Below are 20317 nucleotides of genomic sequence, written 5' to 3'. Positions count from 1 at the left end.
GAAGGGAGCCCGTCTTCAGGAATGGATTCCTGTCTTTTTCACTGTAAATATCCTGGCATTATTAATGTCAGGATATTTACAGAAGAGCAGCATAACCATGACGGAACGGGGTTAAGTCAGGTTGTCCTTAACGCTATTCACAACCTCGTATACCGCCTTCAGGTTTATGTCCAGACTTCATATCTCTCTCAGCAATCCTCAATAATCAGATACACCGCTTTCACCGGACCATGAACCCCGACGACTTTGATAAGCTCAATGTCCGCCGTTGAACTAGGACCACTGATGATGTTAATACATGACGGCATTCGTTCACCGGCCTGCGCTTTCTGATGCAATTTTTCTGCGAGTTGCGCTACACGCGGCAGGATTGTGCTTTTACGCAGGATAAAAAGAGAAGATTCCGGGAGCAGGCTCAATGAACGCCCGCGCCCGGCGGCGGAAAAAAGAACCACGCCACCCGATTCGGTTAAACCATATTCAGCATATACGACGCCCACTTTAGCCTGCTCTGCTTGTGATATGTTCTCAATACCTTTCGCCGGATCCCAAACAACGGCATTGCATTCCTGCTGCAAACGTTCGCTAATCCCCAATTCCTCCAGCCTCGTGTCACCGCTAATCACGACCGACTGCTCTCCCAGCTCTTTACACAGACATATTGCAGCTTCTGCGGCCTGCGCCTCGCTGGTCAGTTCACAGCGCGTCAACATAACATCGCTGGCAAACTGGATAAACGCGTCACAGCGCTGCTGTTGGTTAAGTTCGGTAAGCCGCTCGTTAGCATAGTTGTTAAGCGGCGCATCTTCTGCTTGCGGTTCAAGTCGCTGCGGGCGACCCAGTGCCTGAGCAACGTTATTCAAAAATTCGCTCCGATTATCCATTCTTTTTCTCCTGCGCCTGATGTTTCTTAAACCAACTACGGAAACTCTCTCCGTCAGCTTCAGGAAGATCGCGTGCTTCCATCCAGTCGCTAATCGCGCCAAATTTGAGTGGTGTTTTGCCGCCATTGATAAACCAGCTTGCCGCATGAGCACCAGCCATCATCCCGACTTTCCACAATCCTGGATGACTATTGGCATAAGCGAACATTTTTATCGCCCGTTGCTCTGCTTTTGCGGTGATCCCTTTTTCAGCCATCACCCGACGATGACGCAAAATCAGTTTTGACAGCGGAATACGCACCGGACACACGCTGTCACAAGCTGTGCATAAAGAGCAGGCGTAGGGTAAATCTTTAAAATCTTTATAGCCGCCAAGTAACGGGGAAATCACCGCACCAATTGGCCCTGGATAAATAGAGCCATATCCATGACCGCCAATATGGCGATATGCCGGACAAGTATTCATACAAGCCCCGCAGCGAATACAGCGCAGCACATCCCGAAATTCAGAAGCCAGCACCTCAGAACGCCCGTTATCGACAATAACCAGATGAAACTCTTCAGGACCATCAACGTGCCCCGCTTCGCGCGGTCCTGTCAGCCAGGTGTTGTATCCCGTCAAACGTGCACCAACGGCACTGCGCGCCAGCATGGTGATCAATACATCTACCTCGGCAAACGTGGGGGCAATACGCTCCATTCCCATCACTGCAATATGCGTTTTAGGCAGCGTGGTACACATTCGCGCATTACCTTCATTGGTCACCAGGCATACCGAACCGGTCTCTGCCACCGCGAAATTACAGCCGGTAATACCTATTTCAGCACTGAGGAAATCTTCGCGGATTTTTTGCCGAATGAATAAGGTCATCGCTTCAGGCGTTTCCGGCCCCTCATAACCCAGACGTTCGTGTAGCACTCGACGGATCTGATGGCGATCTTTATGAATTGCCGGGACCACAACATGAGAGGGCGGATCTTGATCCAGCTGGAGAATGTATTCACCCAGATCGGTTTCAATCACCTGAATACCAGCATCCTGCAACACATGATTGACACCAATCTCTTCGGTCACCATCGATTTAGATTTCACCACCTTCCGGGCATTTTTGCGTTGGGCGACCTGTAAAATGTAGCGGGTGGCGTCTTCTTTGGTTTTTGCAAAATAGACGTGACCGCCGTTTTGCGTCACTTTTTCAGAGAGCTGGTACAGATAAGCGTCGAGATTACTCAGAACATGATCACGTATCTGGGCGGCCCGGTCGCGCCACTCCTCCCAGTGCCCTAATTCATCGACCATTTTTTGCCGATTTGCCCCAATACGCTGCTGCGCGTTTGCCACCGCTTTGCGCATGATCGGATCTTCAATTTGCTGACGGATGCGTGTCTTAAAATCTGTATTACTGGTTTTGATCGACATCTTTATATCCTCAGCGGCTCATCAGCACTTCAGCAATATGCATCACTTTGACTTTCTGCCCTTCCCGTTGTAATCGTCCACTGATGTTCAGCAGGCAACTCACGTCAGCACCAATTAAATACTCAGGGCGGACTTCCATCAGGTGCGCAACCTTTTCTTTCACCATCTCGCCGGATATTTCGGCCATTTTGACCGAGAACGTGCCGCCAAATCCGCAGCAGGTATCCTGTTCAGCAAAGGTCAACAGCTCCAGTCCACGCACATTTTTCAGCAGCGTAAGTGGCTCGTCCTTCACCCCCAGCTTACGGGCCAGGCTACAAGATGGGTGATACACCGCTCTCCCTTGCAAACTGGCACCTACATCGACTACCCCTAATGTATTAACAATAAAAGAGGTGAGATCCTGCATACGCGCGGCAACCTTTTCGGCACGTGATGCCCATTCAGGCTCATCCGCCAGATACGTTGGGTAACTTTTTACGGCATAGGTACAGGAGCCAGCCGGTGAAATAATGGGATCGTCGTTATCCTCCAGTGCGGCGATCAGATTTTTCATCCCTGGAATCGCTTCTTTGATATAACCACTATTGATCGCAGGCTGACCGCAGCATCCCTGTTTCTCCGGGAAATTTACGCGACAGCCGAGTTTTTCCAGTAGCAGCACGGAGTCTCGTGCCATTCTTGATTTCAGGGCGTCACCAATACAGGTGACAAAGAAATTGACATTCACAACTAATACTCCATTACTTCATGCCCATTTATGCCCGATGCTTCCCCCCACCTGGGGATCAATCATCAATAAATATGGCGTTCTTTTTTAATTGGCTAGCAACATACCACCCCTCATTTGTATGACAAATGATAATCTTTCATCCAAACTTCAAATGCAATAACTAATTTTATTTCTTTCGGCATCGCTCACATTTTATAGGGAAATCGACGATCATTTTTGGCATAAGAAATTCATTTAAAAAGGCCACATCCCTTATACCTATTCAGAGCTACTTATTCAGGGGTTGTTGAGATATACAATGATGGTGTACTAACAAAATCACCGGCAATAATCAGGTATCAAGTAATAGTCGGCATTTTATTTAATTAAAGCAATTTAGTTTGCGTTTTTATTTACATACTGGGCCTGCATTCTTCAAAAAAACATATAAAACACAGTTGGAAATAGAAATAGTTGAAAGGCTCACAACACCCGGAATGCTGATTATCTTTGCTCCGATTCCTGGCGGTTTTATTCAGGGTGCAAGCTGTCTGACTCTTTCCCGATATTCTCCCGGGGTACAACCAAACTCGCGGACAAACGCCTTGTGAAAAGATGATTCACTGGCATAGCCTACTGACTCAGCGATCACCACAACAGGGAACGTTTCCCGGGAAAACATCTGGGCCGCTATTTGTAGACGCAACTTTGTTAATACAGCCAGCGGCGTGGTTCCGGAAACATCACGGAAAAGCTGGGCAAAACTTGCCCGGGACATGTGGGCGATGCTGGCCAGCGATTCGACGGTCCAGGCGTGTCCTGGCATTTCCAGCATTTGCTGTATTACCGCACCAAGACGTGGATGCAGAAGCAAACTGAGAATGTTTTTCTCAGTATTAACCTGTGCAATCCACTCACGCACCGCGAGGGTAAAGAATGTAGCGCAGATCTGGCTACACAGTGCATCCACTCCCGGCATTGCCGATCTGGACTCCTGTTGTAAAAACGGGATCGCCTCCCTCAGCCAGTTATATTCCACGCTGTGGTTAACCGGTGCTAAAAACAGCGTTTCCGGCAAAGACGTTAAAAAATAACGCGCCGAATGTTGTAGCCGAAGAGTGCCACAGACAATACAGGTCGATTCATTATCGACATGACTCAGGCGATGAGCTGAATTTTGTGGTAGCAGGACCACATTTCCCGGGCGTAATGTAAAAATCTCCCCCGTCGGCATTTCCAGCTTCGCCGCTCCTTGCGTTAACGCATGCCAACGAATAACCGATAATTCCCCGGCACCATGTGGAAGCTGCCAGTCACTTCCTAACACGCAATTCTTATCGATCGTTCCTTGTGGAGCGTTAAGCATCAACAAACGGCTAAGGGCATCCATATCAGACTCCTGAGTGGTTTTTGATTACAAACACCAACAATCTTAGACAATAATTAATCTAATACCATCAAATGGTTAATCATGATTTTTGTTTTGTGATTCTGATTAATAAAAAGAAAATACCAGACGATAAGACAAAATATCAAGCGTTGTGAAGAAATGTTATTTGCTCTTTTGCGTCTATAGTCATGATGTCAAATGAACGCGTTTCGACAGGAAATCATCATGAATAAATATCAGGCAGTTATTATTGGTTTTGGCAAGGCTGGAAAAACATTAGCCGTCACGCTGGCAAAAGCAGGTTGGCGTGTGGCTCTCATCGAACAATCAAATGCAATGTATGGCGGGACCTGTATTAATATCGGCTGTATCCCAACCAAAACATTGGTTCATGACGCACAGCAGCACACAGATTTTGTCCGTGCCATACAGCGTAAAAATGAAGTGGTTAATTTTTTACGTAATAAGAATTTTCATAATCTTGCGGATATGCCCAATATCGACGTGATCGACGGCCAGGCGGAGTTTATCAATAATCATAGCCTGCGTGTTCATCGGCCTGGGGGAAATCTGGAGATTCATGGCGAGAAAATTTTTATTAATACCGGTGCACAAGCCGTGGTTCCGCCAATTCCTGGAATTACCACCACGCCTGGTGTATATGACAGCACCGGATTACTTAATCTAAAAGAATTGCCTGGGCATTTAGGTATTTTGGGCGGCGGATATATTGGCGTTGAGTTCGCCTCTATGTTCGCTAATTTTGGCAGCAAAGTAACCATTTTAGAGGCATCTTCGCTGTTTTTGCCTCGGGAAGATCGGGATATTGCTGATAATATCGCGACGATTTTACGCGATCAGGGCGTCGATATAATCCTCAATGCCCATGTGGAGCGAATCAGTCACCATGAAAATCAAGTGCAAGTGCATAGCGAGCACGCCCAACTGGCGGTGGATGCACTGTTAATAGCTTCCGGTCGTCAACCGGCTACCGCTTCGTTACATCCAGAAAATGCAGGTATCGCAGTAAACGAGCGCGGGGCAATTGTCGTTGACAAGCAATTACATACCACCGCAGACAATATTTGGGCGATGGGAGATGTTACCGGCGGGCTGCAATTTACTTACATTTCACTGGATGATTACCGCATTGTACGTGATGAGTTACTGGGTGAAGGCAAACGTAGTACTGATGATCGGAAAAATGTGCCTTATTCCGTATTTATGACACCGCCCCTGTCCAGGGTTGGTATGACAGAAGAACAAGCCAGAGAGAGTGGTGCTGATATTCAGGTGGTGACATTGCCTGTAGCTGCAATTCCGCGCGCCAGAGTGATGAACGATACCCGTGGGGTATTAAAAGCGATTGTTGATAATAAAACCCAACGTATATTAGGGGCATCACTGCTGTGTGTTGACTCCCACGAGATGATTAATATAGTGAAAATGGTGATGGATGCCGGGCTGCCTTATAGCATATTACGCGATCAGATATTTACTCATCCGTCGATGAGCGAATCACTCAATGATCTATTTTCATTAGTCAAATAAACTCAAAATCAGACGCCAGGACAAATATTCTGGCGTCTCAGAGAAAAGAATCTTATTAATTCCTTGTTATTATATAACTTCTTAATCACTTCATTGATGGTATTTTATATGTTTAAAAAACCTGTTTTATTTGCAACACTATTATCTGGCGTTATGGCATTTTCCACCAATGCAGATGATAAAATAATTCTGAAACATATCAGCGTCTCGTCAGTATCAGCATCACCGACAGTTCTGGAGGATGCCATTGCTGATATAGCCAGAAAATATAATGCTTCATCCTGGAAAGTCACATCGATGCGAATTGATAATAATTCAACCGCAACAGCAGTATTGTATAAATAAGGATGTTCACAATGGAAAAATACCTGCACCTGTTAAGTCGGGGAGATAAAATTGGCCTGACATTGATTCGTCTGAGTATTGCGATTGTTTTTATGTGGATTGGGTTATTAAAGTTTGTCCCTTACGAGGCAGACAGCATTACACCATTCGTCGCAAACAGTCCACTAATGTCGTTCTTTTATGAACACCCGGAAGACTATAAACAGTATCTGACTCACGAAGGCGAATACAAACCAGAAGCAAGGGCATGGCAATCGGCCAATAATACCTATGGTTTTTCCAACGGTCTTGGCGTCGTGGAGGTGATTATTGCTCTGCTGGTTTTGGCTAATCCTGTCAATCGCTGGTTAGGTTTATTGGGAGGGCTGATGGCATTTACCACACCGTTGGTAACACTCTCATTTTTAATCACCACCCCGGAGGCATGGGTACCCGCATTGGGTGACGCTCATCATGGTTTCCCTTATTTATCTGGTGCTGGTCGCCTGGTATTGAAAGATACTCTGATGCTGGCAGGTGCTGTCATGATAATGGCAGATTCGGCGCGGGATATTCTTAAACAACGCAGTAATGAATCCAGTTCAACGTTAAAAACTGAATATTGATAATCCGAACACTGTCTGTTGTTCACTTTTTCAGGCGTCAGGCTCCCTTTCTGATGATGAAGCCTGACGCCATATTACCGGAGATATGACAGAGTGAAGATCAATATCACTCCCCTGTTAAAAGATTCTTGTCGTCTCAGGTAAAATAAGTGATTAATATCAATCATGTATTTTTACAGCAAGACAACCACGAACAAACTCAGGATTAAAATGTTTTACCGATTCCCCAACATAACCCAAATCAAGCGAACTAATTTGCGCCATTTCTTTCTCTGTCAGTGAGAAATCCCAGATAGCAAAATTTTCTTCGATACGCTGTTGATGTGTCGATTTCGGAATAACGACCACTCCCCGTTGAATATTCCAACGCAGAATGACCTGAGAAATCGATTTTTGATGGGCATCTGCAATATTCTGAAGCAGACTATTTTCAAAGGTTTTATGTCTTCCACCGCCTAACGGAGCCCATGCTTCAGGCTGCACGTTATAATACTTCATGGTTGCCAGCGCCTCTGGTTGGGCAAAATAGGGATGCAACTCGACCTGGTTGACCATCGGTTTAACTCTTACCGTCTCACAAAAGTTCGCCAGAACATGAGGGTAGAAATTGGAAACCCCAATCGCTTTTAATTTTCCCTCTTCATAGGCATCTTCGAGTGCACGCCACGCACTAAAATAATCGCGCATGGCCTGGTGTAATAAATAGAGATCGAAGTATTCCAGTCCCGATTTTTTTAATGATGCTTCAATACCTGCTGCTGCAATATCCTGATTCAACATATCCTGCACCCACAATTTAGACGTTATAAATAACTCTTCTCGGGTACATAAACCTTCAGATATGGCTTCACGAACGGCTTCACCGACGGCATCTTCATTACCGTATACCGCTGCAGTGTCGATGAGTCGATAACCCGTGCGGATAGCATTCAACACTGACTGTTTGCACACGTCTTTATCGGTAACCTGAAAAACACCAAATCCCATCATCGGCATTTTCAGATTGTTACTTAATACGGAAAATTCCACTGTCAGTCCCTCCATTAGGTATGAACAATGAGTCTACGTTAAAACGTAACCTCAAATTAGTATGTGGATTTTGATATCACTTATGCAAAAAATTCATTAATAATGTAGGACTGAAACCTCTCTATTTTCGGGGACAACGAAGCAGACGCTACCAGTGCTTTTGCCTTCGCCCTTGCTGTTTTTGATACACTTAGGGCCCAGGGCATAACGAAAATGTGCGATATGACAAAGAATTAACGGAGAATGTGATGATCAGGCAGAAGATTCTACAGCAGCTCCTGGAGTGGATTGAGTGCAATCTTGAGCACCCTATTTCAATCGAAGATATCGCACAGAAATCTGGCTACAGCAGACGCAACATCCAGCTTCTGTTCCGAAATTTCATGCATGTGCCTTTGGGAGAATACATTCGCAAACGAAGGCTTTGTCGCGCCGCCATTCTTGTCCGGCTCACCGCGAAATCTATGCTTGATATTGCACTCTCTTTGCATTTTGATTCACAGCAGTCATTCAGCCGCGAATTTAAAAAGTTATTCGGCTGCTCTCCCCGTGAATACCGCCACCGTGATTATTGGGATCTCGCAAATATCTTCCCTTCTTTTTTAATACGTCAACAGCAAAAGACGGAGTGTAGATTAGTCAACTTTCCTGAGACGCCTATTTTTGGCAATTCATTTAAATATGATATTGAAGTGTCGAATAAATCACCGGATGAAGAAGTCAAACTGCGACGTCATCATTTAGCCAGATGTATGAAGAATTTTAAGACGGATATCTATTTCGTCTCCACGTTCGAACCGTCAACAAAATCGGTCGATTTGCTCACAGTTGAAACTTTTGCCGGTACGGTATGCAAACAAACCGATTCAGAGATGTCGAAAGAGTGGACAATTAACCGAGGACTGTATGCCTCTTTCCGCTATGAAGGTGAGTGGGAGCACTACCCTGAATGGGCGCGAAACCTCTATCTGATGGAATTACCTGCCAGGGGGTTAGCCAGAGTGAACGGCAGTGATATTGAGCGATTTTATTACAATGAAGATTTCGTAGAAAAGGATAGCAATGATGTTGTTTGCGAAATATTTATCCCTGTTCGTCCGGTTTAGTTATCGCTATGTCTAAATGAATTTATAACAAGACTACTGTCAGGCAATTCAATAAATAATGGCGTTGAAGATGTCAACGCCATTATTGTTTATTAGAATGTTACTTTCATACTCTTAATATTATTTCATCGCCTCCTCGCCCGTTGCCGTATTGGCATCCACCGCGGTAATGGTCACCGTCACTGGCTTCATTTCGTACCCGCCATAGGTCAGGGCGTTAAATGTGAACGTATAGACACCAGGCTTGCTGGTACTAAATGTACGCGTGATTTTTCCGCTCACGAAATGGTCATTTTTCGACGGCAGGAACTGATAATCCTTCTCCGTCACCCCTTCCGGCGTCTGAATGTCGACCCACATATTCCCGCCAACGGGGTTATTTGCCGACATCAGGGTCACCTCCAGCTTCGCAGTCGATTTCCCATCCGCCACCAGCGAAGGCACATTAGATGATGCGGTGAGCTGCGCGTTTTTATCATCCGCGACGAATTTAGCTTCGGCGGTTTTCGTTGATACCTGACCGTTGTTCTGACTCACTTGCGCCGTGAGTGTATATGTCGCCGCAACAGTCGTGGTGGCGGTGAAAATAGCCTGCCCTTGCTCATTCGTTGTCGCAGTGCCATTCGGTTCCAGGTTTAACGAAGCCGGGCTGGCGGTCAGCGTCACTTCGCTATCTTTCACCAAATTCTTATTGGCATCAGTCACCGTAACTTTATACGTTTGTTTGGCTTTGCCGTCCGCCAGTGCATAGTTGCCAATCACCTCAATACTGGAGACGGTTGCGGTAGCCTTATCGGCTACAAACGTTATAGTCTGCGTATTCGAAGGCTGGCTATTCCCTGCCGATGCCGTGATCTCATACGTTCCGGCAGTCACTGAAACCACCTGCAACTCTGCTTTCCCCTCATCGTTGGCTTTCACCCAGACATTATCGCCAGTAAGCGGCTTGACACCCCGGGGCAGATTAAATGTCACCAGAGTTCCTGGAACAGGGTTACCGTTTTTATCCTCAACGGTCGCCGTCAGCGTAAAGGCATCTTTGCCGTTTGCCACTTTTTGAACGGCGGTGTCTACCTGCAGGTTTGCCTGACCGGTGCTGGCATCCGCGTTGAATTTCACCGTGACCGTCTTCTGAGAGTTTTTCACCGCGGCCGCGATTTCAAGTTCCCCTGCAACGGTTGATATCAACTCAATATCCGCTTTACCTGCCGCATTGGTTGTTACTGTATTCCCCGTCTTGCTAGTCACACCCTGCGGTAAAGTCAGCGTAACTTCTTGCCCCTGCAACGGGTTACCATAGCTGTCCACGACGGTCAGGGTTACCTGGTTAGCAGACTGTCCATTTGCCAGTTGGTTATTCACCTTCACCGCCATATCACTGATCACTGCCCGGGAAGCGTCGCCTGCAACATTCAGCACCAATGGCTGAGCAACGGCATTTTGGCCGTTCACGCGTGGCATGACAGACAACTGACCTGCAGCCGATCCCAGCGTTAAGGTCGCCACGTAGACCCCATTACCTTTCTCTGTCCAGTTACCTGCTGAAGGACGCTCACTCCCCGTGCTGGCGGCACCGCTAAACACGGGTGCATCGAGTTTCAGGTTACTAACAGGGTTGCCATACGCATCCTTCACGGTGAAGGTAAGTTCCGTCGTCGTTTTAACCGTTGGAGTCTTATTGTCCGCAACAAGCGTAGAGTTCGCTGATGACATCTCCCCGGCGATGACCGTCAACTGCGCGGCTTCGGTGGCTGCTGGCTGGCCGTTGAAGAGCGGCATGACACGAAGTTCGCCCGTCTTTCCGCCTGTGGTCAACGTAGCAACATAGGAACCGTCACCTTTTTCGGTCCAACTGGAAATAGTCGCCCCTTCAGAGGCGGTCCCCGTCAAACTTGCCGACAACGAAAGACCACTGATAGCGTTGCCATGCGCATCTTTCGCCACCAGCGTCACGGTTGTGCTTTCGCCTGCTTTTACGCGATCTGCGGCTACAGACACTGTCGACTGGCCTGAAGATAACGCATCAGCCACCACGGTTACTTTTGCCGCGTTTGCTGCCGCATCCTGTCCATTTAGCTTCGGCATAACTTCTAATTCACCCGCCGTAGAGCCGAGAGTAATCTGCGCAGTCCACGTCCCATCACCATTATTTGTCCAGCCAGATGCCGTAGAACCAGCAGCTGCTGCGCCCGATAATGACGGTGCATCCGGATTGAGGCCTGTTACAGGGTTGTCATTGGCATCTTTTGCCGTCCAGATTGCCGTAAGCGTACCGCCGACCACCGGTTTATCAGGATTCAGGGTGATGGACGAGTGTGCTGCATCAAGCGGCCCGGCAACGAACTTCAGCGTTTGTTGTAATGTGCCCAGCTGATACTGCTCGCTGAAGGCACGCACAACAACGTTTCCGGCACGGGTCGAAGAAACCGTGGCGCTGTAAACCCCTGGTTTTATTTCCGAAATGGCACCAACGGTTACACCATTAGTGTCTTGCGGAACAAGTCGCAGGCGGCTGGCTTCTCCCGTCACCGGATTACCCTCGGAGTCCACCGCTGTCAGTGTCAGCGTGTAGGCTTGCTGACCATCAGCAACCACGTCACCTGACGGCTCGTTAGCGCTCAGGGTGGAGTTTGCCACATCCATCATCGTGGCCCGCAGTTCTGCAGTGACGGTTTTGCTCATGCCATCAACGCTAACAGTAATCGTTGCCTCACCTGACTGCGTTCCGGTCGTAAAGACAGACTGGTACACCCCTGCTTCAGTTTCGGTGAACTCACCCAGTGTGGGTTTTGCCTGTGATTTAGTGGCCTTCAGGGTACGAGTCACAATATTTCCAGCCGGTTTGAAGGATAGTTCAGTCTTGATCTGATCTTTCATGCCCTTGACTGGCTGGCCCTCTGCGTCGCGCAGAGACAGCACCAGCGGCTTTTGCTCATTACCGTTAGCAAGCATTTGAATACGGCTCTGACCGTCAAGCGTTAACGCCGTACGATCGGCGCTCATACCAGCTCCGCTAATAACCACTTCTGTCTGCACACGTTTCGAGGCATTGCCTTTGTTATCGTAGGCAACTGCTGAAATCGCATAATAATTGTCTTTGCCTGGACGGTAAGCCGGGAGCGTTACTTGCCACTGACTACCCTGACCGGTAATTTTGCCACCTTCAGCCAGTAATGACGGCGCTTCCCACTGCACATTTTTCAGTCCGTGAGTTGCTTTGCTGACCACAAGCCCCAGGGAAACCGTCTGACCGCCCTTGCCTTCAATACGCTCAGGCAGAGCAATACGGATCACTTCAGATTTGCGGTACTCAAGAACGATGTTGTTATTACGCTCAACCAGGTCATAGCGGCTGCCTGCCAGCATTCGACGCTCGCGAATGCTGTCTGTATCGAGTTGTTTTTGCAGAGGTTCGCCAATTCGGTAGTTAACTTCCAGGCCAAAGCGAGTGTCATTCTCACCACTCTTGCCCTGCTTATGCCCGGCGCTCAGTGTCAGAAGAGGCACTGGTGTATAGGTTACCTCGGCAGAAATAGCATGCGGGTCTTTCTGGCGTTTATCTTTACCAAACAGCCCGACTTCATCGCCATAATACTGCTCATACATCAGGCTTGCGCCAAGCTGCGGCCAGGCAGGTAAATAGCCCTCAGCACGAATATCCCAGCCATTCGCCGGGCGTTCCTGATAATCCTCAACATCCGGCGATTTTTTCCAGCCAGAAGCCCGGATATAACCATTGGCGCTCAGTTTCAAATAATCACGCCAGTATTCCGCACCAACACCAATGCGGGTATGACTACGGGATAAATCATGATCGATAAAAGTATTCACCCCCGCCATCCAGTCATTTCCTGAAAAATGACGCCAGCCAAAACCAATATTTGACTGAGTACGATCGTCGGTACGATGTATTGCCCCCTGAGTGAACAACATATTTGTCGGCGTGTCATAAATCGGATAAAGCATTTCCAGCGAAGAATCCTTCAGCGAGAAATCTTTATCGACATTCAGTTTGACGCGCGCTGTACCATATTTCCCGAGCCACTCCTGTATTTCCTGGTTAGCTTTAGCGGTGGCCATTCCGGTAATAAAATTACGTGTCGCATCGCTATCTGGCTGACTGCTTAAAAATGTCCCGGCATTCGCGGCAAGCGACGCGACATTTTTCTCCACGTTATTATCAGCAGTTACCGTAGTATTTTCCATGCTCAATCGTGGCTGAACCGCATGCTGCGCATGTGCCGCCATTACTGGGGTAAAAGTGACTGCGAGTGGGAAAAGAACCTGAACAGAGATATTTGCCCACGCCACGCAGCGGGCCAGAACTGAATAACGAAATCGTGGTTGTTTATGACCTGTTTTATAACGTGACATTGAGATAATTTCCTGATGAACGAATTAACGAACATAGGCAGACACAAATAATGGTGTCTGCTTGTCAGAAAAACCGGGGATTTCCCGGTTTCCTTTTCCGCAGAAAAGGAAATACCTTTATGTAAGAAAGTACACCGCCACCTAATATATCCAGTGCCTGTAGCCACTCATCAGGTGGTTGGGCGCGGGATTATATTTTTATTTATGGGTGAGAATTTAGCTTTTTGTGCAAACCATTAAATAGATACCTAAGTTATATTTCTTACTCTGCGGACAGTGAATAATTCATTATTCAGAGTGAATAATAATGACCTACCTTTAATTAGCAACTATCGGAAATACGTCGAAGTAGGTATATACGCCAGGATAAACCGATATATTTTTTATGGATATTCATTTTCCTTCATCAGACTGTGAATTGCAGGGATATCGAACTTGCACGACTCATCGCAACACTCAAACAGATTTATGAATTTCGTTCATAACCCCTGACAAATCCTGCCGTCTAATCGCGTGACTCCCTTTACGTTATGCTTCTCATGAACGATAACGAAAGGATAACACCATGCAAAAAGTAAAACTGAACAACGGTATTGAAATGCCCCTGTTGGGCTTTGGTGTATTTCAGATGACCGATGCCGCCGAATGCGAAAGAGCGGTCATTGACGCTATTAACAGCGGTTATCGACTGATTGACACCGCCGCCTCTTATCAAAATGAAATCCAGGTCGGGAACGCACTGAAACAAAGCGGTATCGCCCGTAACGAACTCTTTGTCACCACGAAACTCTGGTTGCAGGATACCAGTTACGAAGGGGCCAAAGCCCAGTTCGAACGCTCTCTGAATCGACTGCAACTTGATTACGTTGACCTGTACTTGATTCACCAGCCATATGGCGATGTCCACGGAGCCTGGCGTGCCATGGAAGAGCTGCAACAGGCCGGTAAAATTCGCGCTATTGGCGTAAGTAACTTCCATCCTGACCGACTGGCTGACCTTATCGCCTTTAATAACGTCGTTCCGGCGGTAAACCAGGTTGAAGTTAACCCTTTCAATCAGCAGCTACAGGCCGTTCCCTGGATGCAAAGTCGTGGCATTCAGCCAGAAGCCTGGGCACCGTTTGCGGTTACAGGGCGGTAAGCGATTATGCATCTACCTATTTACGTCGGTCACTCAGTCAGAGTCTTGCCCATATTCAATGAGGTTCAACACCGCAGCCAATGAAAAGTAGGCCATGCGGGGATTAATAGCATTACTCATTAATCAATCGCTCTTTTCATTTACGTGCTCTTTATGTAACATATTGCTTTTATTGATCTTCCTGGAGTTTGCATGAATAAGAATCTCATCCTCGCATTTGCATTATTTTCCTTACCTGTATTTGCAGAAGAAGATCTGGGGCCAGGCAAATATGTTTGTGACATTAGGATTTCCAGCCTGGATACCGCTACTCAAATTCTGTCAAAATCCGCAACAGTTCTCGATAATGGAAACAATTTCATCGTTCAAATGCCAAATGGAGATCAATTGTACTCTCCAGATCTGGAAAATGTTGATGATGGTATAAAACAAAAAGCAACAATAGGTGGAGTGACATTTATTCGTCGTCCAACTTTTAACGATCGCTTCATCGTGGAAGATGGAAATACAGGATTCTTCTATAAGATGCGAAACTGCGAGAAGAAATAAAGGAAGTTTGATAGCGATATCCTCCTGATTTTCAGGCTTTGTACCTGTTCAAGACTTACAACTACAAGCCGCTACGTGTTAACGCCTCCCAAAATAACCACCGTTAACCGTAGCGGTCATAGATACTATTATTTTAGCCACATTACTGGTGATAATGATAATTGATATTATGGCCGTATAGAAAATAAGCATTAATTATCAGAAAGTTTATTATGTAAACGCGTCCTAATGATTACGTTATTCCTCTTACCGATATTCGCCCAGAGCAACCATCAATTACACATATCATCAATTTTCGAGTTTTACTCTTTTCTCCACCATAAAATCAATAAAAGCACGAACTTTAGAGGGCATTCTCACCCGTGATGAAACATAAATATAAAATCCAGGAAATGAAACAGCCCAATCCTCAAGAATCGGCTGTAACTTGCCCGCATTGATATGTTCAGCGATTGCAAAATCCAGATGTTGAATGATACCCGTTCCATTCAGCGCCATTCGTATCATGCTTTCGTCATCATTAGAAATATACTTACCTGAAACCTCTATTTCGAACTCTTCATTACCCCCCACAACATTAGAAAACTCCCATGCAGAGAGTGCACCGCTACTTTTATGCCGCAACCGAAGGCAATTATGGTTACTCAGTTCCTGAGGCGTTTCAGGAATACCGTGTTCTTTTAAATAATCTGGCGATGCCACAGTAACCAGTTTAATAAGCGGAGAAACAGGAACGGCAGTCATATGCTCATCCAGTCCTTGCTCAAGACGTATGCCCACATCACAGCCGTCCGCAATAATGTTAGATAAACCGTCATCCATAATGAGTTCTATCTTTGTTTTGGGGTAACGAGTAAGAAACTCGCCAATATGAGGCTCAACAAGCATCCGTGCTGCAACACGGGAGGAATTTATTCTCAACAGGCCTGTAGGTTCAAGTTGGGTATCACCAACATCTTTCAAAGCATCATCAATTTGCCCCAAAGCCGACACCAGCACTTCATACAGACGCTGTCCTTCCTCAGTAAGCGACATATTGCGGGTCGTACGGTATATCAGCTTGGTGTTAAGACGTTCCTCAAGAGATTTTAAATTCTGGGACAATGCGGCCCGCGTAATACCCATTTCAGAAGCGGCTCTGGAAAAACTGCCGGCACGAACAATCAGCGCAAACCAGGCAAGAGAAGGCAAAATTGAAGGCTCTATTTTCATCATTGTAAACCTTAACTTAACACTGTGATAGATATTAGACCATTGATGATAACCAATACAAGTCATACTATTACGCCGTTCTCGATATGAACACAAATGCCAGTTGCGGATAATAGAAATGATATTTAAATCTGTTTAGGCAAATCCCTGGAGCTTGAAATGAAAACGGTTTCGATAAAACACACTTACTGGGATATAGCTGCTGATATCTATTTCCCTGACGATTTTAATAGTGAAAAAAAGTATCCTGCCATTATCAGTGCCCATCCAATTGGAAGCTGCAAAGAACAGACATCGGGTAGTGTGTATGGTGCCGCCCTGGCAAAAGCTGGCTTTATCGTCATTGCTTTTGATGCCAGTTTTCAGGGAAGCAGCGGTGGAGAACCGCGTTATCTGGAAGATCCAACAATGCGAGTAAAAGACTTCAGCATTGTCGTTGATTACCTTACCACCTTACCTTACGTTGATGCCGGGCGTATTGGTGTACTGGGTATTTGTGGTGGAGGTGGATATGCCATTAATGCCGCAATGACAGAACGTCGGATTAAAGCCATTGGTACTGTCACGGGTGCTAACTACGGGCGTCTTATGCGTGAGGGATTTACAGCGTTTAATCCTATCGGAGCACTCGAAGCAATGGCGCAACAAAGAACAGACGAAGCTAACGGCGCAAAACTTCGCGTAGATGATTTGCTCCCTTCTTCTCCGGAAGCAGCTCTTGAAGCGGGATTAACAGAAATAGACCTTTTTGAAGCAACAGAATATTATCGTTCGCCACGAGGCTGTGCGCCTAATGGGGTAAATCGTTCGCTATTTTCACATCAGACTGTTGCCGTGGGCTGGGATGCTTTTCATCTTGCAGAAGTCCTGTTAACTCAACCACTAATGGTTGTAGTGGGCGATAGAGTGGGCGCTTTTGGTGCCTATCGTGACGGCTGCGAAATTATTGGTCGTGCAGCCTCAAAACATAAAGAGTTGGTCGTGGTTGAAGGTTATTCACATTACGACCTGTATGATAAGCCAGAACCTGTGAAACAGGCGCTCGATAAATTAATTCCTTTTTACAAAACACATTTGTAATAACCTTGCAGGGAGATTCATTATCTCCCTGAGATTTATCCTTTATTGACTACACGACAATAATAAAATTACTCAAAAAGAATTCTATTAAAGGAAAAAAGCATCAAAAAGTAGCAACTCAACTTATTAAGATTATACGCATTAAAATCAGATAAACATTTGAGGTATTGTTATGATAAATAAACACCCATCATTGTTTTCTCCTTTTATGCTGACAGAAAAAATAAAGCTACGTAATCGTATCGTTATGGCCCCTATGACGACCTGGTCAGCTAATCCTGATGGAACCATCTCTGAGCAAGAACTCGAATTTTATAAACGTCGCTCACAAAATGTTGGTTTAGTAATAACAGGATGCACCTATGTCACGCCAAGCGGCATTGGGTTTACTCATGAATTTGCCGCATATGACGACCGTTTCATTAACAGCCTTGAAAAGTTAGCTGCTGCAGCCAAAAGTGGCGGTGCTCCGGCTATTTTGCAGATTTTCCACGCCGGTAATAAAGCCATCCCGGAGCTTGTGCCAAATTACGATGTTATTAGTGCCAGCGCATCAAGCGTAAAATCTGGTGACTTTATGAAGAGAGTGGTACAAAGCAGGGAAATGACTGAAAACGAAATTCAGGAAACCATTAGAGCATTCGGAGATGTCACAAAAAGGGCGATTAAAGCAGGTTTTGATGGCGTTGAACTTCATGGTGCGCACGGATTCCTTCTGCAGAATTTCTTCTCCCCTCTATTTAACCAGCGTAATGACCGATGGGGAGGAGATCTTGAAGGACGTATGCGCTTCCCGCTGGCCGTATTACAGGAAGTAAAAAATGTAGTCTATGAATATGCGAAAAAGCCCTTTGCCATCGGTTACAGAATATCTCCTGAAGAATCTGTAACAGGGGGGCTGCGGATAGAGGATACTTATAAACTCCTTGATCGGCTCATTTCATCCGGTATTTCGTATATACATACCTCGCTGGTCAGTATTAACGATAGCTACCCTGTTGAGTCGCCAAATGGCCCCCGAACTATTGAATTGATTTTAAATCATATTGCAGGCAGAGTGCCGGTAATCGCCGCAGGTAAAATACGCACACCTTCTCAGGCTCAAGAAGCAATTTCCGCTGGCCTGCCACTTGTTGCGATCGGTAAAGGGCTGGTGATAAATCCAGAATGGGTGACTTTAGCTGAATCAGGTAGAAGTCATGAAATTCAAACAGCCCTTAATCCACAACGCGTTCCTGAATTAACCATTCCGGATAAACTATGGGATCAAATTCAGGCATCGAAAGGAACTGGCTGGTTTCCGTTAATGGATTAAATATCTATTACTCTCCCGAGAGTAAAACTATCAAACCAATGAGTAACCGATACAGCCTCGCAAATTCTTTCAGATAATTAACCCGTCACTGCGGCACGTTCTCTCATAAGGCGTGCCTGCTGTGTAATCCAGTATGTATCCGGCATACTTGACGGTTTAATAGAACTCAATTCCTTTCCCAGGTAACCAACAACGATATCTTGTATAACACCCCAGGAGATACGACATTATGATGAGATGAGGTATGCTCCTCAGCGCCAATCAACGCCAGGGCTGGGCCAGTTTTGAGATCAGACTCATTCCCGGACTGACTTCAGGCGACATATATCAATGACGTTGGGGCAATAAAAGATAGCCGATGTAATACATCTATTCAAATTTGTGATACATGTCAAAAAATTGGTTGACCAAACTCGTTATTTATATAAGGGCACTTACGAAGTGCACTCTTTTTTAAAGCGAGGAAGTACCAATGAAAGAGAATAAAGTACAGCAAATCAGTCATAAACTGATTAATATCGTTGTTTTTGTCGCAATTGTAGAATACGCCTATTTATTTCTCCATTTCTATTAATAACGGCAATAAACTGTTCACTTCAGTGATATTTAAAATATGCATCCTCTCCCTTTTTTTTAAGTGATTATTATATCCGTGGGAGAGGAATACACGCTATCAGGTAATCAATCAAACTGCGATAAATCATCGGCCAGTAAAGTGGAGATAGCCTCCATTCTCGAAAAATTCATACTCTCAGCGAAACCATCATCAATCACTCATCCAGGCGTTTATGGGAGCGTCGCCAATGGCTGCTAACAATGCCAGACTTCCCCGTTGCCGAAATTCCACATACCACAAATGGTCACAGGGATTGGGTGTTGAAATGATCCGGATGAGCATGTATCTTTACGGTTATGTTATAACATAACAGGTAAAAATGATGAAACCCAATATCCATCCTGAGTATCGTACTGTGGTGTTCCACGACACCAGCGTTGATGAGTACTTTAAAATCGGCTCGACTATCAAAACAGACCGTGAGATTGAGCTGGATGGCGTAACGTATCCGTACGTAACAATTGATGTCTCTTCGAAATCGCACCCGTTCTATACAGGGAAGCTGAGAACAGTGGCATCAGAAGGAAATGTTGCACGGTTCACCCAACGTTTTGGTCGTTTTGTTAGCACGAAAAAGGGGGCGTGATGAAAGTCCTTAACTCTCTGCGTACCGCAAAAGAACGCCATCCAGACTGTCAGATTGTGAAGCGAAAAGGACGGCTGTATGTGATTTGTAAATCTAATCCACGTTTTAAGGCCGTTCAGGGGCGTAAGAAAAAGCGTTGATTCATAATTCGCCGGATTAACGATATTTGTCTGATTAATAATCAGACCGGATTAATGTTGGTGTATTGATTACACCAACATTAATTTTCCTGGAAATATATTCTTTAAGTTCATTTAAAGCCAACTGCCTGACGTTTCTCTCCGAATATTCCATTATATTAATGTTGATTTGTTGACCAACTTCGCCCCTGTATGCTGGTATCAACTCTCTTTTAGACTGAACAAGCCACTCCGCCCCCTCCCTTTGCGGAGCAGCCTGCAT

18 protein-coding genes and 1 pseudogene are annotated in these 20317 nt (G+C 45.9%); 11 read left to right on the top strand and 8 right to left on the bottom strand.

Features of this window, described 5'->3' with window-relative positions; translation table 11 throughout:
* Nucleotides 1-188 precede the first annotated feature (188 nt).
* The 4 genes from BGE37_RS21115 to rclR form a co-directional block, all read right to left on the bottom strand.
* Entirely contained in the window at nt 189-884 is a 696-nt protein-coding gene (locus tag BGE37_RS21115; RefSeq protein ID WP_032183351.1) for a LutC/YkgG family protein, read from the bottom strand.
* Complete coding sequence (locus BGE37_RS21110; protein WP_000023919.1) at nt 877-2304, bottom strand: LutB/LldF family L-lactate oxidation iron-sulfur protein; 1428 nt, start codon at nt 2302-2304, stop codon at nt 877-879. The genes BGE37_RS21115 and BGE37_RS21110 overlap by 8 nt, the downstream gene beginning before the upstream one ends.
* A gap of 10 nt (nt 2305-2314) precedes the next feature.
* On the bottom strand, nt 2315-3034 hold the full coding sequence (locus tag BGE37_RS21105) for a (Fe-S)-binding protein (protein ID WP_001102123.1): 720 nt from the start codon (nt 3032-3034) through the stop codon (nt 2315-2317).
* A 517-nt stretch (nt 3035-3551) separates the two neighbouring features.
* A complete protein-coding gene (gene rclR / locus BGE37_RS21100) occupies nt 3552-4406 on the bottom strand; it encodes a reactive chlorine-specific transcriptional regulator RclR (RefSeq protein ID WP_032183347.1) in 855 nt (284 codons plus the stop codon).
* 225 nt (nt 4407-4631) lie between these two features.
* Between rclR and rclA the strand changes: the two genes are divergently transcribed.
* The 3 genes from rclA (at nt 4632) to rclC (ending at nt 6907) form a co-directional block, all read left to right on the top strand.
* A complete protein-coding gene (gene rclA / locus BGE37_RS21095) occupies nt 4632-5957 on the top strand; it encodes a reactive chlorine resistance oxidoreductase RclA (protein ID WP_105288408.1) in 1326 nt (441 codons plus the stop codon).
* 108 nt (nt 5958-6065) lie between these two features.
* Nucleotides 6066-6302 carry a reactive chlorine resistance periplasmic protein RclB gene (gene rclB, locus BGE37_RS21090; protein ID WP_000474001.1) on the top strand — a complete coding sequence of 79 codons (237 nt, stop codon included), beginning with the start codon at nt 6066-6068 and terminating at the stop codon, nt 6300-6302.
* Nucleotides 6303-6313: 11 nt separating this feature from the next.
* A complete protein-coding gene (rclC, locus tag BGE37_RS21085; protein WP_001355150.1) occupies nt 6314-6907 on the top strand; it encodes a reactive chlorine species resistance protein RclC in 594 nt (197 codons plus the stop codon).
* Between the two features lie 159 nt (nt 6908-7066).
* Here rclC and BGE37_RS21080 read toward each other — a convergent pair whose 3' ends face one another.
* Entirely contained in the window at nt 7067-7936 is an 870-nt protein-coding gene (locus tag BGE37_RS21080) for an aldo/keto reductase (protein ID WP_123057345.1), read from the bottom strand.
* A 248-nt stretch (nt 7937-8184) separates the two neighbouring features.
* Here BGE37_RS21080 and BGE37_RS21075 point away from each other — a divergent pair, with 248 nt between their 5' ends.
* The gene (locus tag BGE37_RS21075) at nt 8185-9042 is read left to right on the top strand and encodes a helix-turn-helix domain-containing protein (protein ID WP_032183341.1); all 858 of its coding nucleotides are present in this window, start codon (nt 8185-8187) and stop codon (nt 9040-9042) included.
* A 120-nt stretch (nt 9043-9162) separates the two neighbouring features.
* Here the strand turns inward: BGE37_RS21075 and fdeC are convergent, their stop codons facing one another.
* The gene (fdeC, locus tag BGE37_RS21070) at nt 9163-13416 is read right to left on the bottom strand and encodes an inverse autotransporter adhesin FdeC (RefSeq protein WP_105288406.1); all 4254 of its coding nucleotides are present in this window, start codon (nt 13414-13416) and stop codon (nt 9163-9165) included.
* Nucleotides 13417-13981: 565 nt separating this feature from the next.
* Between fdeC and BGE37_RS21065 the strand changes: the two are divergent.
* Nucleotides 13982-14542, top strand: a pseudogene (locus tag BGE37_RS21065) (aldo/keto reductase); the annotation flags it as partial.
* A 207-nt stretch (nt 14543-14749) separates the two neighbouring features.
* Nucleotides 14750-15106 (top strand): hypothetical protein, encoded by a 357-nt coding sequence (locus BGE37_RS21060; RefSeq protein ID WP_001038968.1) that lies wholly within the window; start codon nt 14750-14752, stop codon nt 15104-15106.
* A gap of 288 nt (nt 15107-15394) precedes the next feature.
* On the opposite strand, the gene BGE37_RS21055 is transcribed toward BGE37_RS21060, so the two are convergent.
* Nucleotides 15395-16321 (bottom strand): LysR family transcriptional regulator, encoded by a 927-nt coding sequence (locus BGE37_RS21055; protein ID WP_001307603.1) that lies wholly within the window; start codon nt 16319-16321, stop codon nt 15395-15397.
* A 156-nt stretch (nt 16322-16477) separates the two neighbouring features.
* Between BGE37_RS21055 and BGE37_RS21050 the strand changes: the two genes are divergently transcribed.
* The 5 genes from BGE37_RS21050 to ykgO all read left to right on the top strand — a co-directional run bounded on the left by BGE37_RS21050 (nt 16478) and on the right by ykgO (nt 20055).
* Complete coding sequence (locus BGE37_RS21050) at nt 16478-17398, top strand: alpha/beta hydrolase (RefSeq protein WP_000860032.1); 921 nt, start codon at nt 16478-16480, stop codon at nt 17396-17398.
* 172 nt (nt 17399-17570) lie between these two features.
* On the top strand, nt 17571-18713 hold the full coding sequence (locus BGE37_RS21045; protein ID WP_105288405.1) for an NADH-dependent flavin oxidoreductase: 1143 nt from the start codon (nt 17571-17573) through the stop codon (nt 18711-18713).
* A 472-nt stretch (nt 18714-19185) separates the two neighbouring features.
* Complete coding sequence (ykgR, locus tag BGE37_RS26040) at nt 19186-19287, top strand: small membrane protein YkgR (protein WP_000662258.1); 102 nt, start codon at nt 19186-19188, stop codon at nt 19285-19287.
* A 364-nt stretch (nt 19288-19651) separates the two neighbouring features.
* Nucleotides 19652-19915 (top strand): type B 50S ribosomal protein L31, encoded by a 264-nt coding sequence (locus BGE37_RS21030; protein ID WP_000803998.1) that lies wholly within the window; start codon nt 19652-19654, stop codon nt 19913-19915.
* Nucleotides 19915-20055 carry a type B 50S ribosomal protein L36 gene (ykgO, locus tag BGE37_RS21025; protein ID WP_000866436.1) on the top strand — a complete coding sequence of 47 codons (141 nt, stop codon included), beginning with the start codon at nt 19915-19917 and terminating at the stop codon, nt 20053-20055. Before BGE37_RS21030 ends, ykgO begins: the two co-directional genes overlap by 1 nt.
* A gap of 34 nt (nt 20056-20089) precedes the next feature.
* Here ykgO and ykgL read toward each other — a convergent pair whose 3' ends face one another.
* A complete protein-coding gene (gene ykgL, locus BGE37_RS21020; RefSeq protein ID WP_105277152.1) occupies nt 20090-20317 on the bottom strand; it encodes a protein YkgL in 228 nt (75 codons plus the stop codon).

Origin of the sequence: Escherichia sp. MOD1-EC6300 (genome assembly GCF_002965045.1) — a bacterium.
Lineage (GTDB): Bacteria > Pseudomonadota > Gammaproteobacteria > Enterobacterales > Enterobacteriaceae > Escherichia > Escherichia coli_F.
This window is presented reverse-complemented; position numbering and strand designations above follow the sequence as displayed.

What these genes read in the sequence shown, in the direction of transcription:
- BGE37_RS21115 (WP_032183351.1), bottom strand. Translation starts at nt 884, where the DNA reads ATGGATAATCGGAGCGAATTTTTGAATAACGTTGCTCAGGCACTGGGT.
- BGE37_RS21110 (WP_000023919.1), bottom strand. Translation starts at nt 2,304, where the DNA reads ATGTCGATCAAAACCAGTAATACAGATTTTAAGACACGCATCCGTCAG.
- rclR (WP_032183347.1), bottom strand. Translation starts at nt 4,406, where the DNA reads ATGGATGCCCTTAGCCGTTTGTTGATGCTTAACGCTCCACAAGGAACG.
- rclA (WP_105288408.1), top strand. Translation starts at nt 4,632, where the DNA reads ATGAATAAATATCAGGCAGTTATTATTGGTTTTGGCAAGGCTGGAAAA.
- rclB (WP_000474001.1), top strand. Translation starts at nt 6,066, where the DNA reads ATGTTTAAAAAACCTGTTTTATTTGCAACACTATTATCTGGCGTTATG.
- rclC (WP_001355150.1), top strand. Translation starts at nt 6,314, where the DNA reads ATGGAAAAATACCTGCACCTGTTAAGTCGGGGAGATAAAATTGGCCTG.
- BGE37_RS21075 (WP_032183341.1), top strand. Translation starts at nt 8,185, where the DNA reads ATGATCAGGCAGAAGATTCTACAGCAGCTCCTGGAGTGGATTGAGTGC.
- fdeC (WP_105288406.1), bottom strand. Translation starts at nt 13,416, where the DNA reads ATGTCACGTTATAAAACAGGTCATAAACAACCACGATTTCGTTATTCA.
- BGE37_RS21060 (WP_001038968.1), top strand. Translation starts at nt 14,750, where the DNA reads ATGAATAAGAATCTCATCCTCGCATTTGCATTATTTTCCTTACCTGTA.
- BGE37_RS21055 (WP_001307603.1), bottom strand. Translation starts at nt 16,321, where the DNA reads ATGATGAAAATAGAGCCTTCAATTTTGCCTTCTCTTGCCTGGTTTGCG.
- BGE37_RS21050 (WP_000860032.1), top strand. Translation starts at nt 16,478, where the DNA reads ATGAAAACGGTTTCGATAAAACACACTTACTGGGATATAGCTGCTGAT.
- BGE37_RS21045 (WP_105288405.1), top strand. Translation starts at nt 17,571, where the DNA reads ATGATAAATAAACACCCATCATTGTTTTCTCCTTTTATGCTGACAGAA.
- ykgR (WP_000662258.1), top strand. Translation starts at nt 19,186, where the DNA reads ATGAAAGAGAATAAAGTACAGCAAATCAGTCATAAACTGATTAATATC.
- BGE37_RS21030 (WP_000803998.1), top strand. Translation starts at nt 19,652, where the DNA reads ATGAAACCCAATATCCATCCTGAGTATCGTACTGTGGTGTTCCACGAC.
- ykgO (WP_000866436.1), top strand. Translation starts at nt 19,915, where the DNA reads ATGAAAGTCCTTAACTCTCTGCGTACCGCAAAAGAACGCCATCCAGAC.
- ykgL (WP_105277152.1), bottom strand. Translation starts at nt 20,317, where the DNA reads ATGCAGGCTGCTCCGCAAAGGGAGGGGGCGGAGTGGCTTGTTCAGTCT.